Source organism: Pseudoalteromonas porphyrae (assembly GCF_001298125.1).
Classification (GTDB): domain Bacteria; phylum Pseudomonadota; class Gammaproteobacteria; order Enterobacterales; family Alteromonadaceae; genus Pseudoalteromonas; species Pseudoalteromonas neustonica.
In genome coordinates this window covers 24,627-41,451 of record NZ_LHPH01000019.1, presented here as the reverse complement: position 1 = coordinate 41,451, position 16,825 = coordinate 24,627, and the positions used below count along the sequence as shown (strand labels likewise).

At 40.6% G+C, this 16,825-nt stretch carries 14 protein-coding genes; 11 read left to right on the top strand and 3 right to left on the bottom strand.

Annotated elements, in window-relative coordinates; all coding sequences use genetic code 11:
• Positions 1-39: 39 nt before the first annotated feature.
• Complete coding sequence (locus ADS77_RS22400; protein ID WP_054455197.1) at positions 40-663, top strand: hypothetical protein; 624 nt, start codon at positions 40-42, stop codon at positions 661-663.
• A 278-nt stretch (positions 664-941) separates the two neighbouring features.
• Positions 942-1,970: a DUF2804 domain-containing protein gene (locus ADS77_RS15200; protein WP_054455196.1), complete on the top strand. Its 1,029-nt coding sequence runs from the start codon at positions 942-944 to the stop codon at positions 1,968-1,970.
• 234 nt (positions 1,971-2,204) lie between these two features.
• On the opposite strand, the gene dapD is transcribed toward ADS77_RS15200, so the two are convergent.
• The 3 genes from dapD to map form a co-directional block, all read right to left on the bottom strand.
• Positions 2,205-3,032 (bottom strand): 2,3,4,5-tetrahydropyridine-2,6-dicarboxylate N-succinyltransferase, encoded by an 828-nt coding sequence (dapD, locus tag ADS77_RS15195; RefSeq protein ID WP_054206010.1) that lies wholly within the window; start codon positions 3,030-3,032, stop codon positions 2,205-2,207.
• A gap of 9 nt (positions 3,033-3,041) precedes the next feature.
• Complete coding sequence (gene glnD / locus ADS77_RS15190) at positions 3,042-5,657, bottom strand: [protein-PII] uridylyltransferase (protein WP_054206009.1); 2,616 nt, start codon at positions 5,655-5,657, stop codon at positions 3,042-3,044.
• A gap of 70 nt (positions 5,658-5,727) precedes the next feature.
• A complete protein-coding gene (gene map / locus ADS77_RS15185) occupies positions 5,728-6,513 on the bottom strand; it encodes a type I methionyl aminopeptidase (protein WP_054206008.1) in 786 nt (261 codons plus the stop codon).
• A gap of 273 nt (positions 6,514-6,786) precedes the next feature.
• Between map and rpsB the strand changes: the two genes are divergently transcribed.
• The 9 genes from rpsB to bamA all read left to right on the top strand — a co-directional run bounded on the left by rpsB (position 6,787) and on the right by bamA (position 16,824).
• The gene (gene rpsB / locus ADS77_RS15180) at positions 6,787-7,515 is read left to right on the top strand and encodes a 30S ribosomal protein S2 (RefSeq protein ID WP_054206007.1); all 729 of its coding nucleotides are present in this window, start codon (positions 6,787-6,789) and stop codon (positions 7,513-7,515) included.
• Positions 7,516-7,618: 103 nt separating this feature from the next.
• Positions 7,619-8,470 carry a translation elongation factor Ts gene (gene tsf, locus ADS77_RS15175; RefSeq protein WP_054206006.1) on the top strand — a complete coding sequence of 284 codons (852 nt, stop codon included), beginning with the start codon at positions 7,619-7,621 and terminating at the stop codon, positions 8,468-8,470.
• Positions 8,471-8,626: 156 nt separating this feature from the next.
• A complete protein-coding gene (pyrH, locus tag ADS77_RS15170) occupies positions 8,627-9,376 on the top strand; it encodes a UMP kinase (protein ID WP_016707641.1) in 750 nt (249 codons plus the stop codon).
• A gap of 50 nt (positions 9,377-9,426) precedes the next feature.
• Positions 9,427-9,948, top strand: coding sequence for a ribosome recycling factor (gene frr / locus ADS77_RS15165; RefSeq protein WP_211842138.1), 522 nt, complete (start codon positions 9,427-9,429; stop codon positions 9,946-9,948).
• An 81-nt stretch (positions 9,949-10,029) separates the two neighbouring features.
• Positions 10,030-10,809, top strand: coding sequence for an isoprenyl transferase (locus ADS77_RS15160; protein ID WP_054206004.1), 780 nt, complete (start codon positions 10,030-10,032; stop codon positions 10,807-10,809).
• Between the two features lie 16 nt (positions 10,810-10,825).
• On the top strand, positions 10,826-11,692 hold the full coding sequence (locus ADS77_RS15155; RefSeq protein ID WP_054206003.1) for a phosphatidate cytidylyltransferase: 867 nt from the start codon (positions 10,826-10,828) through the stop codon (positions 11,690-11,692).
• The gene (gene ispC, locus ADS77_RS15150; protein ID WP_054455194.1) at positions 11,689-12,894 is read left to right on the top strand and encodes a 1-deoxy-D-xylulose-5-phosphate reductoisomerase; all 1,206 of its coding nucleotides are present in this window, start codon (positions 11,689-11,691) and stop codon (positions 12,892-12,894) included. The genes ADS77_RS15155 and ispC overlap by 4 nt, the downstream gene beginning before the upstream one ends.
• A 1-nt stretch (position 12,895) precedes the next feature.
• Complete coding sequence (gene rseP / locus ADS77_RS15145) at positions 12,896-14,248, top strand: sigma E protease regulator RseP (protein WP_054455192.1); 1,353 nt, start codon at positions 12,896-12,898, stop codon at positions 14,246-14,248.
• 104 nt (positions 14,249-14,352) lie between these two features.
• Positions 14,353-16,824, top strand: coding sequence for an outer membrane protein assembly factor BamA (bamA, locus tag ADS77_RS15140; protein WP_054455229.1), 2,472 nt, complete (start codon positions 14,353-14,355; stop codon positions 16,822-16,824).
• Position 16,825 lies beyond the last annotated feature (1 nt).

Below are 16,825 nucleotides of genomic sequence, written 5' to 3'. Positions count from 1 at the left end.
TGTACACTCAATAACATGATTTATTACCAACGCTTATAAATGATTAAAGATAAAAAACGCATTATCGCGTATTTACTGATATTAGCTCCTTTAATTGATAGTTTACTTATACCTACCGCCTTTGGCCTGCAATGGCATAGCGCAAAAAGTATGTATTTATTTAGTGCGTATTTAATACCTATCAAGTTAGCCCTTGTGATTATGGGCGGCTTTTTTCTTATACATCATACCCGCCGTCAAATTTATATAGATGCGCCGCGTTCGTGGTTTTTAAAAGTAGTTGATGTCGGTATATTTATTTTGGCAGGTATTCAGTTTATTTTATTTACTGTGATTAGTGTATTGTATGTAGTAGTAGGAACTCAGGCCGACGACTATAAACAACAAGGAAACATTAGTGTTTATACGTCCGATGTAGGCGCGTTTGGCAAAGCGACTCATTACTTTTCATATCAATGTACCGATTCAACCGGTTTTTATACACTTCAACCTATCGTGACGCTCGACTGGCTTGGCACTTTTACATTTAAAGAAAAAGCAAATACGTTGATCATCACGTATAACGGCCAAAGTGATAAAGGTGAGAAAATTAAACAAATTGATCTGAGTGGGTTTGGTTGTATACCCAAACCACCTCAATATACAAGTTTCAGTTGGAATTAAAAGCGATTTAGGCAAGGCATTGATTGCAAGTAATAGTGGTTCTATTGTTAAAATCATTAACGCCGTATAAATCGCTTTTAAACCAACCCTTTGGGCGTTTCACAGGCACTGACTCTCATCGTTGTTACTTCTTAAAAGGGACTACCATTCTCGCAAAGTAACGCCTTGATATTAAGTCCCTGTGAAACGCTGAATTCTGCATCTTGAGGTAGTTTGGGTATAATGCGTAAGCTTTAAGCGAATGATTGTATTTTTAGATACTAAAGGAAGCTTTCTACATGGCTAAAAAAGAGTTGATTAATCAACATGGACAAGCCCACTTTGGTATTTTTCCAGATGGAGTGGATAGTATCAATTATATGGATTTTGACCTTCGTAGCGCAATGGGTAAACCCAGTAATACACTTTTTAAAAAGTTAAGATTTAATCAATTTCAGTTTATTAGTTTTACCAGCGGTCAGTTAATTATTGGTTTAGCAATTGTTGACTTAAAAATAGCCAGCAATTGCTTTGTATACATATATGACCCAAACACCCAAGAGTTTGATGAATATAGCTTTATAAACTTATTCTCTTTAAATACGTGTATAGATCCGACACCAAATACAGGGCAAGCTACCTTTCAAAAAGGGCGTAACAGCGTAGTGATTCAGACAACGAATGATCCGCGCATACGCAATGTGAAAGTTGATTTAAAATCAGGGCTTAAAATTAATGCCAACATAGATGAGTCAGCTAATTACAATTCGCTTGCCGTATGTGTTCGCGCGGGTTTTACAGGGTTTCATTTTACTCAGAAAAGCGCAGCGCTTCCATGTGATGGAACCGTGAAGTGGCGTGGTCGTTTATTTGATCTTCAAACGCATAACTCACTCGCAAGTGTAGATTGGAGCGCAGGTTACATGCGCCGAGAAACATTTTGGAACTGGGGGAGTTTAGCCTGCATATTAACCGATGGCCGCCGTTTAGGTTTAAATTTAAGTGCAGGGGTTATTGAAACAGGTTTTACCGAAAACGCCTTGTGGCTCGATGGCACGCTTTACAAAATTGATATGGTCGATTTTCAATTTGAGCGTTATGGTAATACTAAAGCAACGAGTAAATGGCGGCTACGCTCAAACGACGGTATTATAAATCTAACCTTTGAACCCGCTGGTAAACGCCAAGATAAAACTAATTTACTCATCATCGCCAGCAACTTTACTCAACACTTCGGCCGTTACTATGGCCAAATCACCCTCGAAAATGAAGTGATTACACTTAATGGCGAGTGGGGCTTTACCGAAGATCACTATGCGAAGTGGTAGAGAGGAGCTTTAAATTTTAAGCGGTAAGTTATAAGTGGTGTTAATTTTGAAAAGAGTGATTAGTAGCGAATATAAATAAAGCCCTAAACAGCAATACTTAGGGCTTTTTAATACAAATAAAGTTCAGTTGATATTCTAAACTTAAGATAATCTGTGAGCGGGTGTTACTTCATACCAACTTACGATTAACTCAAATCAGCTGATCGCTGACGGCTGAAAGCTTACAGCTATGATTTATTCGTCTATCGAACGAAGCAGGGCGTTGATACCTACTTTTTCACGGGTTTGTTGATCTACTTTTTTCACGATGATTGCAGCGTACAAGCTGTGACTACCATCTTTTGATGGTAATGCACCTGGTACAACAACTGCGCCTGCTGGAACACGGCCATAGTGGATTTCGCCAGTTTCGCGGTCGTAAATACGCGTGCTTTGGCTGATGTAAACGCCCATTGAGATAACAGCGCCTTCTTCAACAACAACGCCTTCTACGATTTCAGAACGTGCACCAATAAAGCAGTTGTCTTCAATGATGGTCGGGTTAGCTTGTAACGGCTCTAAAACGCCGCCTATACCCACACCACCAGATAAGTGTACGTTCTTACCAATTTGTGCACACGAGCCTACAGTAGCCCATGTATCAACCATGGTGCCGTCATCAACGTATGCGCCAATGTTTACGTATGATGGCATAAGCACTACATTTTTACCTACAAAACTACCTTTACGCGCGACTGCATTTGGTACTACGCGCATGCCACCTTGTTGAAACTGCTCTGGCGTGTAGTCACTAAATTTAAGCGGTACTTTGTCGTAAAACTGGTTTACGCCGTCATGCATTGGTTGGTTATCACGAATACGGAACGACAGTAACACGGCTTTTTTCAACCATTGGTGGACAACCCACTCACCACTGATTTTTTCAGCAACGCGTGCAGCGCCGCTATCAAGCAGCTCAAGTGCATCAATAATGGCTTGTTTAACTTCATTTGATACTGTGCTTGGGCTGATGTTATCGCGGTTATCCCAGGCGTTTTCAATCATGGTTTTTAAATCTGACATAAGGTCCTCTTATTCTGTTTCTGCGTTGAGTTTTTTACGCAATGCTTGATGAATTTTTGCTTGTTCTTCGTCCGTAAGGGCTTGGTATTCGTTGTTTGATACTACGAAGAAATCTTCTGCACGCTCACCCACAGTGGTGATCCGTGCGGCGTGTATGTGTAATAAATGTGCTTGAAATACTTCAGCAATTTTGGTCAATAAACCAGGTATATCTACGGCTTGAATTTCAATTAAACTGCGATCTTTACGCGGATGAGGACGTAAAATTATCTTTGGTTTAATATTAAAATCTTTAAAGCGTTGCGAGCGATTCTTTTTAAAACGAATTTTCTTTCTTGGATCAGCAAGTGCCAAATCTAGACCGCGTTTAATTGATTGCGCACGGCCGCTGGCAATGGGCTCACCGCTTACTTCAAGTACTACAAAGCTAAACAAGACATAACCATCGCGGGTGGTAAGTACTTGTGCATGTTGGATCTGTGCCTTTTTTGAGCCAATCACACTCACTAAACGGGCAAATAAACCACCCGAGTAGGGGCTGTAAACAAATACTTGTGTGCCACCATGCATGGCTTCATTAGATACCACAACACTGGGTTGGCTTAAATCAGCTTTTAACAAATGCTCACTGTGCCATGAGATTTGTTGCTCACTGAATGCGGTAAAGTAGTTTGCTTTAAAGCGGGCCCAAATTAAATCTATTTGTTCTTCGCCAAAGCCATGATTAAGTAGGCGTTGTTTTGCTTGATGCTTTTTATCGCGAATTTGGTCGCGCTGATCCATTGGGTTTTCAAGCCCTAATCGCAATGCGCGTTGCGTGTGTAAGTAAAGCTCACGTAGTAGCGTATTTTTCCAGTCATTCCATAAGTTGTCATTGGTCGCGCGAATATCAGCCACGGTTAGGCAATAAAGGTAATCAAGTTGACGTTCGTTTTTTATCCGTGTGGCAAATTCTTTTATCACATCAGGATCATTTATATCTTTACGTTGTGCAGTAACTGACATAAGTAAGTGGTTACTTACTAGCCATGCTATTAACTTACCATCTGAGTTTGTGAAGTTATGCAACTTAGCAAAAGCAATGGCATCAACAGCGCCAAGTTCAGAATGATCGCCACCGCGACCTTTGGCAATGTCATGAAAAATCCCTGCGAGATATAACAGCTCGGGTTTATCCATACGTGTGACAATTTCACAACAAATTGGAAATTTGTTGGCACTTGATTTATCAAAATACTGATAAATATTATTGATAAGTTTATGCGTGTGTTCGTCTACGGTATAAGCGTGGAATAAATCAAACTGCATTTGTCCAAATATGTTACGCCACTGCGGGAGATAAGCCGCTAACATGCCATGTTTGTGCATTAACGTAAAAGCACGACCCATGCCATTGGGATGTTTAACAAGGCGCAGAAAGGCTTCTCTACAGGCCGCGTAATCTTGTAAGTCACCTAATAGACGACGACGCACTTGGCGAATTGTTCTTATGGTACTTGGATAAATGTGCGTCATTGTTGGGTTATCGGCAATATGCTCAAATAAGACGAAGAGCTGATCGCGGCGAAAAAATACTGATGGGTTTTTAACTCTTATTTGATGACCAATGCGCTCAAAGTTGCGGTCAAGTTCAATAACCGGTTGCTCGCTTGATTCCGGTAAAATGCTTTGCTCAAAGTACGACAATAGCATTTGATTTAACTCACGAACACGGCTCATTATTCTAAATAAGCGCTTCATCATTCGCTCAACAGACGCTTTGCCATCACTACCAAAACCGAGTAAATCAGCAGCCAGTGGTTGGTGGTCAAATAACAAGCGGTTTTCTGATCGCCCTGCAGCTAAATGCAGTGCAAAACGAATATTCCATAAGTTTTCTAAGCACTCAAGTAGCTCTTGGTATTCTTCGTGAGTCAGGTAACCGTGACTAATAAGCTCTTGTAAGGTTTCAGCCCTAAAGTGCTTTTTTGCAACCCAAATGATAGTTTGTAAATCACGTAAACCACCGGGGTTTTCTTTAATGTTTGGCTCTAGGTTATACGCTGTGCCATGGCATTTTTTATGGCGTAGTTGTTGTTCTTGTACTTTAGCCAAAAAGAATTCATCAGAGTGCCAAACAGGGGTGTCGAGGATATGATTTTTAAGTTTTTCATACTCTATATGATTGCCAAACAATAGCCGGCTTTCAAGCAAGCTTGTGGCAAACGTAACATCTTCACGTTTTTGTTCAATAGCTTGTTCTATGGTACGTACACTGTGGCCAATTTCTAAATTAAGGTCCCACAGCATAGTGACAAACTGACCAATCTTTTCACAAATTGCTTCACTAGGTTGTTGTGTAACAAGTAATAAAAAGTCGATATCAGAATAGGGGTGTAATTCACCGCGGCCATACCCACCAACGGCAATCAGGGCTAAATCTGGCTCATGGGCTAAATCATAAACATGAAAAAGCTTTATTAGTAACCGATCGATAAACTCAGCCCGGGCATTAATTAAATTACCGACTGGTTGTTTTGAAAACTCGTTTTGTAACCATTTATAAAAATAATTAGAGCAGTCTTTGTAATCGGTGAGCAACTCAGCATCGCTGAGTAGCTTTTTAACTTTATTAGGTAATGCCACGTGGGTTGGCTCCTTAGAATACTAATTCGTCCAATTAATTGGGCGAATTAGTATTTATACCAAATTGGTATTAATGCTCAATGATTCTATCGATAGTATCATCTGATCTAAGCGTTAAAATTTCAACACCATTTTCAGTAACTAACAATGTATGTTCCCACTGCGCAGATAAACTACGGTCTTTAGTAACAACCGTCCATTCATCTTTAAGCAGTTTACATTGGCGTTTACCAGCGTTAACCATTGGCTCAATTGTTAAACACATACCCGCTTTTAGGGCTTCACCAGTGCCAGCACGACCATAGTGCATAATTTGTGGCTCTTCGTGAAACTCAGCACCAATGCCATGGCCGCAATATTCGCGCACGATTGAATATTTATGGCTTTCAGCGTATTTTTGAATCGCTTCGCCAATATCACCTAAACGTACACCTGGTTTTACCATTTTAATAGCAAGGTATAAGCTTTGTTGAGTTATCTCAGCAAGGCGTTTGCCTTGAATATCAGGTGTACCAACATGAAACATTTTAGACGTGTCGCCATGGTAACCATCTTTGATGACAGTGATGTCAATATTGACACTGTCGCCATCTTTTAATGCTTTGTCGTTAGGAATACCATGACAAATTACATGGTTTACTGAGGTGCAAATTGATTTAGGGAAGCCATGATAATTTAATGGAGCCGGAATGGCTTTTTGCACATCGACAATATAATTATGACAAATTGTATTTAATTCATCAGTGGTCACACCAGGGACTACATGCGGCTCTATCATTTCTAGAACTTCTGCCGCTAAGCGCCCGGCTACACGCATTTTCTCTATTTCTTCAGGGGTCTTTATCACAGCACTCATGGAGGCTCCATTGTCGAGTTTTAACACATTTATTGTCGCACAAATTTTGCACGCGACGTTGAGTATTTGTTTTTAATATGGTATAAAGCGCGCCGTCTTTTTACAAATAAATTCTTAAATGATTTTTTGTATTTTAAGGCAAACACAATTTTATTTTAACACACACACGTATCGTCACATACACTTGGGTGCATTTCAGTTTCATTTAACTGCGGTGTTGGTGCTATGGGATATGTGGAGGCCTAACCCTAAACTAAACAGAGGAAATACAAAATGGCAAACGTTTCAATGCGCGATATGCTTCAAGCTGGTGTTCACTTCGGTCACCAAGCACGTTACTGGAATCCTAAGATGAAGCCTTTCATCTTCGGCGCACGTAACCGTGTTCATATCATCAACCTTGAGCAAACAGTTCCAATGTTCAACAACGCACTTAAGTTTTTAACTGGTGCTGCGTCAAACAAAGGTAAAGTTCTTTTCGTTGGTACTAAGCGCGCAGCAAGCGAGTCGGTTAAAGAAGCCGCTATCGCAAGTGACCAGTATTACGTAAATCACCGTTGGTTAGGTGGTATGTTGACTAACTGGAAAACAGTTCGTCAATCAATCAAGCGTCTTAAAGACCTTGAAATCCAAAGCCAAGACGGTACTTTCGAGAAATTAACTAAGAAAGAAACGTTAATGCTTAACCGCGAAATGGACAAGCTTGAGAAGAGCCTTGGTGGTATCAAGAACATGGGTGGTCTTCCAGACGCACTTTTCGTTATCGATGCTGATCATGAGCATATCGCTATCCGTGAAGCTAACAACCTAGGTATTCCAGTTGTTGCGATCGTTGATACTAACTCTAACCCAGACGGTGTTGATTTCATCGTACCTGGTAACGATGATGCGATCCGTGCAATCAACCTTTACACTGGTGCAGTTGCAGCAGCTATCACTGAAGGTCGTGAGAGCAATATCGTTGCTCAAGCTGAGAAAGACGACTTCGTAGAAGCTGAGTAATTAGCTGTCATCAAGTCTTCATCTAATTTTAGGTGAAGACTTGCTATTCTTGTAGAGCGGGAACCCGCTTATCTAACCAGATTTCAGATTTGAGGATTTACTAATGGCTGTAACTACTGCCCTAGTTAAAGAATTACGCGAGCGTACAGGCGCTGGCATGATGGATTGTAAAAAAGCGTTGACTGAGACTGATGGTGACATCGAGTTAGCGATTGAAAACATGCGTAAAAGTGGCGCTGCTAAAGCTGCTAAAAAAGCAGGCAACATTGCTGCTGAAGGTACTATCATCATCAAGCAAAATGCCGGTGTTGCTGTACTAGTAGAAGTTAACTGTCAAACAGACTTCGTTGCAAAAGATGTAAGCTTTTTAGCATTTGCTAATAAAGTTGCTGACGCTGCAATTGCTGACACAATGTCTATCGAAGACTTACAAGCTAAGTTTGAAGAAGACCGTGTTGAGCTAGTTACTAAAATTGGCGAAAACATCAACGTACGTCGCCTACAGTACATCACAGGTGAAAACCTAGTTGAGTACCGCCATGGTGACCGTATTGGTGTTGTTGTTGCGGGTGTTGCTGATGAAGAAACACTTAAGCACGTTGCAATGCACGTTGCTGCTTCACGTCCAGAATACTTATCGCCTTCTGACGTACCAGCTGACGTTGTTGAAAAAGAAAAGCAAGTACAAATCGAAATCGCGATGAATGAAGGCAAGCCTGCTGAAATCGCTGAGAAGATGGTTGTTGGTCGCATGAAGAAGTTCACTGGTGAGGTTTCTCTTACTGGTCAAGCTTTCATCATGGAACCTAAAAAATCTGTTGGCGATATTCTTAAAGAGAAAAACGCAACAGTTACTAGCTTCGTACGTGTAGAAGTTGGTGAAGGTATTGAGAAGAAAGAAGAAGATTTTGCTGCTGAAGTAGCTGCGCAAATTGCTGCAGCTAAAGGTCAGTAAGATTAACTATCTGTGATGAATGAAGTAATTATATGCAATTAATATGCTATTTGCTTTTGCGTCACGGCTAGAAATTCTTTAAAATAACCGCGCTCTTTATGTTTATCATAAGCGCGGTTATTTTTTATCCTTTTTTTAAAAGTTGGCCCAAATACTATGACTATCAATCGTAAACCTATTTTTAGACGCGTTCTTCTCAAATTAAGTGGTGAAGCACTGATGGGAGACGAAGGCTTCGGCATCGACCCAAAAGTACTCGACCGTATGGCGCAAGAAATTAAAGAGCTTGTAGAACTCGACGTAGAAGTGGGTTTAGTTATCGGTGGCGGTAACTTCTTACGCGGTGGTTCGTTAGCTGAAGCAGGTATGAATCGCGTTGTAGGCGATCATATGGGAATGCTCGCGACTGTAATGAATGGCCTTGCAATGAGAGATGCGTTGCATCGTGCATTTGTTAACTGTCGTTTAATGTCAGCTATCCCACTTAACGGCGTGTGTGATGCATACAACTGGGCTGAAGCAATTAGCTTATTAAAAACAGGTCGCGTTGTTATTTTTGCAGCGGGTACAGGTAATCCTTTCTTCACAACTGATTCCGCAGCGTGTTTACGTGGTATCGAAATTGAAGCAGATACCGTTATTAAAGCGACGAAAGTAGACGGTGTTTACAGTGATGATCCTGTTAAAAATCCGGAAGCGACACTTTATCGTCACTTAAGCTACAATGAAATTATTGAAAAAGAATTAAAAGTAATGGATCTTGCGGCATTTACACTTGCGCGAGATCACAATATGCCATTGAGCGTATTTAATATGAATAAGTCAGGCGCATTAAAGCGCGTTATTATGGGCGAAGAAGAAGGCACACTTATCTCTTCACAAGCCTCAGATGAAGTTATTAACTAGATTAGGATTGAACCGTGATTAACGATATTCAAAAAGATGCTGCAGAACGTATGCAGAAAAGTGTAACGGCACTTGGCAGTCAACTATCTAAAATTCGTACTGGCCGTGCTCATCCGGCACTTTTAGATGGCATTATGGTGTCATATTACGGTGCACCAACGCCGTTAAATCAAGTTGCTAATGTGTCGATTGAAGATGCCCGCACACTGGCGATCAGTGTGTTTGATAAATCACTTGCGCAAGCAGTAGAAAAAGCAATTATGGCATCTGACTTGGGTTTAAATCCAATGTCAGCAGGTACGGTTATTCGTGTTCCACTTCCTCCACTAACAGAGGAACGTCGTAAAGACTTAATCAAGATCGTTCGTGGTGAAGTTGAAGGCGGTCGTGTTGCTGTTCGTAATATTCGTCGTGATGCAAATGGTGATGTTAAAAGCTTATTGAAAGATAAAGATATTTCTGAAGATGAAGCACGCCAATCTGATGATGCAATTCAAAAGCTTACTGACAAATTTATCAAAGAAATGGATACACTGTTAGCAGCAAAAGAAACTGAATTGATGGAAATCTAAGCAGTTAAATAACCTGAATTTGGGTTATGAAATTTATTAGTTTTGGGACGCCGTCTAGGGTATACTAGGCGGCGTTTTTTTATGGAATACTCGATATTTATGGTTCTTAACGCTGATAAAATTTCCCAGCAATGTTTACCCAAGCATGTCGCTATAATCATGGATGGAAATGGTCGTTGGGCACAGGCGAAGAATAAGCCTCGTGTGTACGGTCATAAGAAAGGCGTTGATGCAGTTCGTCAGTCGGTGCAATTTTGCGCTAAGTTAGGTGTACAATCGTTGACTTTATTCGCTTTTAGTAGTGAAAATTGGCGACGCCCTGATGATGAAGTTAGTACCTTAATGGAATTGTTTTTATTTGTACTGAGCAAGGAAGTTAAAAAACTTCATAAAAATAATGTTAAATTAACTATTATTGGCGACTTATCTCGGTTTTCAGATACGTTGCGAAAAAAAGTCGATGCAGCACATCAATTGACCGTGGATAATACAGGGCTGCAACTTAATATTGCAGCAAATTATGGCGGACGATGGGATATAGCTAATGCGGCTAAGCAGCTTGGGAAACAAGTCGCTGCTGGAGAGTTAGATCCCAATGATATTACAGAAGAGCACTTAGCCTCGCAGATGAGTATGCAGGATCAGGTTGAACCTGACTTGTTGATCCGCACGGGGGGGGACTTACGCATTAGTAACTTTTTATTATGGCAAGTTGCTTATGCCGAACTTTATTTTACCGATACGCTTTGGCCTGACTTTAATGAAGCTGCTTTTGCTGATGCGATCGCTTGTTACGTTGCCAGAGAGCGACGATTTGGTTGTACTGGCGAACAAATAAAACAATTACTCGCCGAAACCTAATTAAAAGGGTAATACTTTGCTAAAACAACGAATTTTAACCTCTTTAGTGCTAGCCCCTTTAGCATTACTTTTGGTTTTTTATACACCACTTACATTATTTAGTTATATTGCTGGCGCGATAGTTTTATTAAGTGCGTGGGAATGGTCTGCATTTATGGGCCTATGTGACAAATTAAAGCGTTTTTCATTTGTCGTATTTATTGCGCTGCTACTGGTACTGCTTAACTGGCATTGGCCAATTGAGAGCTTGTGGTTTGACGGCCAATTAGTGGGGGATGCAAATTATATATTTACTCTGTCATTTTCTTGGTGGATTGTTGCTACCTACTTAGTGTGGCGTTACCCAGCCATGGCAAAAGCATGGAATGAAGGCATAGTAATGCGTGCCATTGCAGGTATTTTGACGTTAGTGCCATTGTGGCTTGCGTTGAATACATTACGAAGCGCAAATTATGGTGAGTCAACGCACTTTGGTTCTATGCTTATTTTAGTGGTATTAGGTATCGTATGGAGCGCAGACATTGGTGCGTACTTTACGGGCAAAAACTTTGGTAAACATAAGTTAATGCCAAAAGTGAGCCCCAACAAAACGATTGAAGGTTTAGCTGGGGGTGTAGTCGCTGCGGTAATATTTGTTTTGGCTTTTTGTCATTTTACCAATGTTGATATGTCAGTTTGGCCAATTTATGCTGTTATGACTGTATTTATCGCATTATTTTCAGCGATAGGTGACTTACTCGAAAGTATGTTTAAACGTGAGGCTGGTCTCAAAGACAGTGGATCATGTTTACCTGGGCATGGCGGTATTTTAGATCGCCTTGATAGCTTAACCGCTGCAGCGCCTATTTTCGTTTTATGCTATGCGTGGACGCTTAGTCTATGAGTTGTAAACAGCAACTAGTGATTCTTGGTGCGACGGGGTCAATCGGTTTAAGTACCTTAGATGTTGTCGCTCGAAATCAAGAGCAGTTTTGCGTATTTGCACTTACGGCAGGTAAAAATGCAAAAAAAATGGCGCAGTTATGCGTCGCTCATCGCCCTCGCTTTGCTGTTATGGCGGATGAGCATGCTGCGCAGCAGTTAATTCAGTACTTATCTGGTTCAGAATCTAAAACGATTGTGCTCAGCGGTATTGCTGCAATGAGTGAGCTTGCTGCACACCCAGATGTTGATGCTGTTATGTCGGCGATAGTTGGTGCCGCGGGGCTCATTCCTACACTCAGCGCGGTTGAAGCGGGTAAAAAGGTTTTATTGGCAAATAAAGAATCCTTAGTGATGTCAGGCCAGTTGTTTATCGATAAAGTAAAACAACATAAAGCCACATTGTTGCCAATTGATAGTGAGCATAATGCAATATTCCAATGCCTGCCAAGTGCTCTGCAAGGTTCAAAAACAAACACACAATTGCATGAGCATGGTGTTAGTAAAATCTTACTGACAGGCTCTGGCGGACCTTTTTTAACTCGTGATATTGACACTTTAAATACTGTCACGGTGCAAGAGGCCGTTACTCACCCTAATTGGTCAATGGGGCAAAAGATTTCAGTCGATTCGGCTACGATGATGAATAAAGGCTTAGAGTTTATTGAGGCTAAATGGCTATTCAACTGCCAGGCAACAGATATTGAAGTGGTTATTCATCCGCAAAGTATTATTCATTCAATGGTGCAGTATCAAGATGGCTCAGTACTAGCACAAATGGGTAATCCCGATATGCGCACACCCATTGCGCATGCTTTAGCATACCCGCAGCGCATTGATGCGGGGGTTACGCCACTTGATTTTTCACAACTCGCCGATTTTACTTTCACTAAACCTGATTTTACTCGTTACCCAAATTTACAGTTAGCAATTGCCGCTTGTAATACAGGGCAGGGGGCAACCACTACGGTTAATGCAGCCAATGAAGTTGCCGTTAATGCATTTTTGCAAGGGATGATTGGCTTTACGGATATTTACCGTATTAATGCACAAACATTAGAAGCAACGGTTGATGTAAACGTGCATACATTGGATGAAATTCTTGAATGTGACCGTTTAGCTCGACTTCAAGCGACGCAACTCATTGCAAAGGTAGTACGCTAATATGTTCGATTTTATGTGGAATTTAGGGTCTTTTATTTTAGCGCTGGGTATTTTAGTTACAGTGCATGAATATGGGCATTTTTGGGTAGCTCGCAAAGCAGGCGTTAAAGTTCTGCGTTTTTCAATTGGTTTTGGTAAGCCATTGTTAACATGGCGCGATAAGCTCGATACAGAATATGTAATAGCTGCTATTCCACTTGGCGGTTATGTAAAGATGCTCGATGAGCGTGTCGATGATGTACCGTCAGAACAACGTCATTTGTCGTTTAATGCCAAGTCAGTGCAAGCGCGTATTGCGATTGTAGCTGCAGGACCTATGGCAAATTTCATTTTTGCTATTTTTGCACTAGCTGCAATGTATATGATTGGTGTGCAATCAGTTAAGCCAGTTGTTGGTACTATCAATGAGGGGAGTCGCGCTGAACAAGCCGGTATATTACCCAATCAACATATACTCAAAATTGGCGATGAAGATATAGGTACATGGCAAGATGCTACATTTGCATTAATGGCAAACCTTGGCAATAAAAGCGTCGCTGTTACTGTGCGTAATGAGCAATACCAAGAACAAATTAAAACCATAAATATTGATGGCTGGAAACTAGATCAACAAGATGTACCGCCTTTAGCATCTTTAGGCATTGTGCCTTTTCGTCCACAAGCGACATTAACTATCGCAGCAATTACCGTAAACTCAGCTGCGGCTGAGGCTAAATTACAAGTTGGAGATACAATCTTCGCAGTAAATGGTGAAACAATAGGCAGTTGGCAGCAATTAGTTAATGTTATTGAGCAATCCGCTAACAAATCATTACAATTTAGTGTAAAAAGACAAGATAGTATGGAGTTGCTAACAGTGACTCCTAAAGGGCGTGCTGGCAACGAAGGGCAGCTTCAAGGGTTTTTAGGTGTTGCACCGGTTGTTGAAAAATGGCCCGATGGTTATATTGAAACTAGACATTATGGCCCACTCGATAGTATTGTGCGTGGCGTAAATGAAACATGGCGCTTGATTGCCTTAAGTTTCGATATGATTGGTAATTTAATTACAGGCCAAGTGTCAGTAAAGAATTTAAGTGGTCCAGTAGGCATTGCCGTTGGGGCAGGAACTAGCGTAAGCTATGGCTTAGTCGCCTTTTTAGGCTTTTTGGCTTTGATCAGTGTGAACTTGGGTGTATTTAACTTATTACCCTTGCCAGTGCTTGATGGCGGTCACTTAATGTATTACATAATTGAACTTTTTCGTAAAAAGCCGGTCTCTGAAAAGACACAAGAGTTTGGTTTTAAAGTGGGAGCTCTGCTACTCATTTTTCTAACATGTTTCGCTTTGTTCAATGATGTATCGCGATTATAACAATCCCGACAGTCTCGAATTAAAAACACGATTGTAAGACACTGCTAAATTATAATTTTATGGTGTTGAGCGGTAATACAGTTGTAAAGGATAAAGATAATAAAATGGCTATAAAAAAACATTTGGCAGTAACAAGTTTATTAGGCGCCAGCTTTGCAGCCCTAGGCCAAACCTCCTTTATTGTTGAAGATTTAAAAGTTGAAGGCTTACAGCGAGTTGCACTAGGTGCTGCGCTCACACACATCCCAATAAATGTGGGTGACGATGTTGATGAATATACAATTTCAAAAACAATTAAGTCACTGTACAGCTCAGGTCACTTTGACAATATCAAAGCATTACGCGATGGTAACAACGTTATTTTTAAAGTAACTGAGCGCCCGACGATTAGTTTTATCGAATTTGATGGTAACAAAGACATCAAAGATGAGCAGCTAACGCAGTCACTTGATCAACAAGATATTCGCCAAGGCGAGCCGCTTGATAAAACCGTGATTGATAACATTGAAAAAGGCTTAATTGAGTTTTTTCATAGTATTGGTAAATACAATGCAAAAATCGATGTTAGCATCACTAAATTACCGCGTAACCGCGTTAAGTTAAAACTTGAATTTGATGAAGGTGATGCAGCATCTATTCGTCAAATCAACTTAGTTGGTAACGAATTATATTCAGATGAAGAGCTGTTAGCGCTTGCAGAATCACAACAAGATTTACCTTGGTGGCAGTTTATGGGTAGCGATCGCTATCAGAAACAAACCATTGAAGGTGACCTTGAGAAAATTCGTAGTTTTTATTTAGATCGTGGTTACTTACGCTTTAATATTGATTCAACTCAAGTATCAGTGAGCCCAGAACGTGAATCAGTGTATGTAACAGCGAACATCAATGAAGGTGTTAAATACAAAGTTAAAGGCTTTGACTTTATTGGTGATTTACTCGGTCGCGAAGAATTAATTAAAAGTGTGATACCGCTGCGTGCTGGTGAACTTTATAACGGTTCAGTGGTTACTTCATCAGAAGAGTTTATTAAAAGCTATTTAGCGCGTTTTGGTTATGCAAACGCTGAAGTGCGTACAATCCCTGAGATTGATGATGAAACCAAAGAAGTACAGTTAACGCTATCAGTTAAACCTGGGCAACGTGTCTATGTTCGTCGTATTATTGTTGGTGGCAACCAAAATACGGCAGATGAAGTACTGCGCCGTGAAATGACACAGCTTGAAGGTGCATGGTTATCAAATCAAAATCTTGAACGTTCAAAATTACAAATCCAACGCTTACCATATATGGAAAAAGTGGATTTTAACGTTATACCTGTACCAGGCGTTGATGATCAGGTTGATGTAGATTTTACAGTTAAAGAACAGTCAGCTGGTAGCTTTAACGCAGGCCTTGCTTATGGTTCGTACCTAGGTTTACAGTTTAACATTGGTGTAACTGAATCTAACTTTTTGGGTACTGGTAATCAGATTGGTCTGAATATCAATACTTCACGTGGTTCAGAGCGTGTTAGTTTATCTTACACTGACCCTTACTTTACGCCGGATGGTGTATCACAAGGTAGCAGTATTTTTTACAGTAATTACGATGCCAGTAAATTTAGCCTTATTGATTATAAATCAAAAAGCTATGGTATAGGCACTAACATAGGCTTCCCAATCGATGCAGTGAACCGTATTAATTTTGGGGCACGTTGGATTGAAGAAGAACTATCTGATATCGCTGTTTACGAACAAACACGTGTATTACGTGAGACATTTTTAGATCCTGCTCATCCAGATGCAGGTTATAACTTTACTAAATATGAACTAAGCGTTGGTTGGTCACGTGTTACTGTAAACCGAGGTTTATTCCCAACAGCAGGTTCTCGTCAAACGTTAAACTTAACTGGTACTACGCCAAATTCAGATTTGACTTACTTTAAGTTAAATTATGACTCGCGTTTTTACTGGCCAATTAGTGATGATCATCGTTGGGTATTTTCAACGCGTGCAGCATTGGGGTACGGTAATGGTTATGGTAATACAAATGGATATGATCAAACCCTCCCATTTCAAGAGTATTTTCGGATAACTGAAATGGAACTGCGTGGTTTTGATCGTAACACTATTTTGCCTAATGCTATTTCACGTAACTCTTCAAATGTAGGTGGTACTCCAGAAAAAGACGGAAAGATCAACGGTGTTATTGGCGGTGATCCAGTCTTTGATCAGTTAAGTCCTGCTGGGCGCATTGGTGGTAATGCAAAAGCGGTTGCAGGTATGGAATTAATCGTTCCTACACCGTTTTTAGATGAAGATAATACCAGTTCTGTGCGTACCAGCTTTTTTGTTGATGCAGCAAACGTGTGGGATACTGAGTTTAACGTAGAGCGCTATCAAAGCTTAAGTGATAACGATCGTGCATTACTTGACGATTATTCAGATCCGATGCGTTTTAGAGTCTCAACGGGTTTATCATTACAATGGATTTCTCCAATGGGTCCAATGTTGATTAGTTTTGCGTATCCATTGCAACAAGAAGAAAATGACGATACGAAGACTATCAGCTTTAATATTAGTAATACTTTCTAAA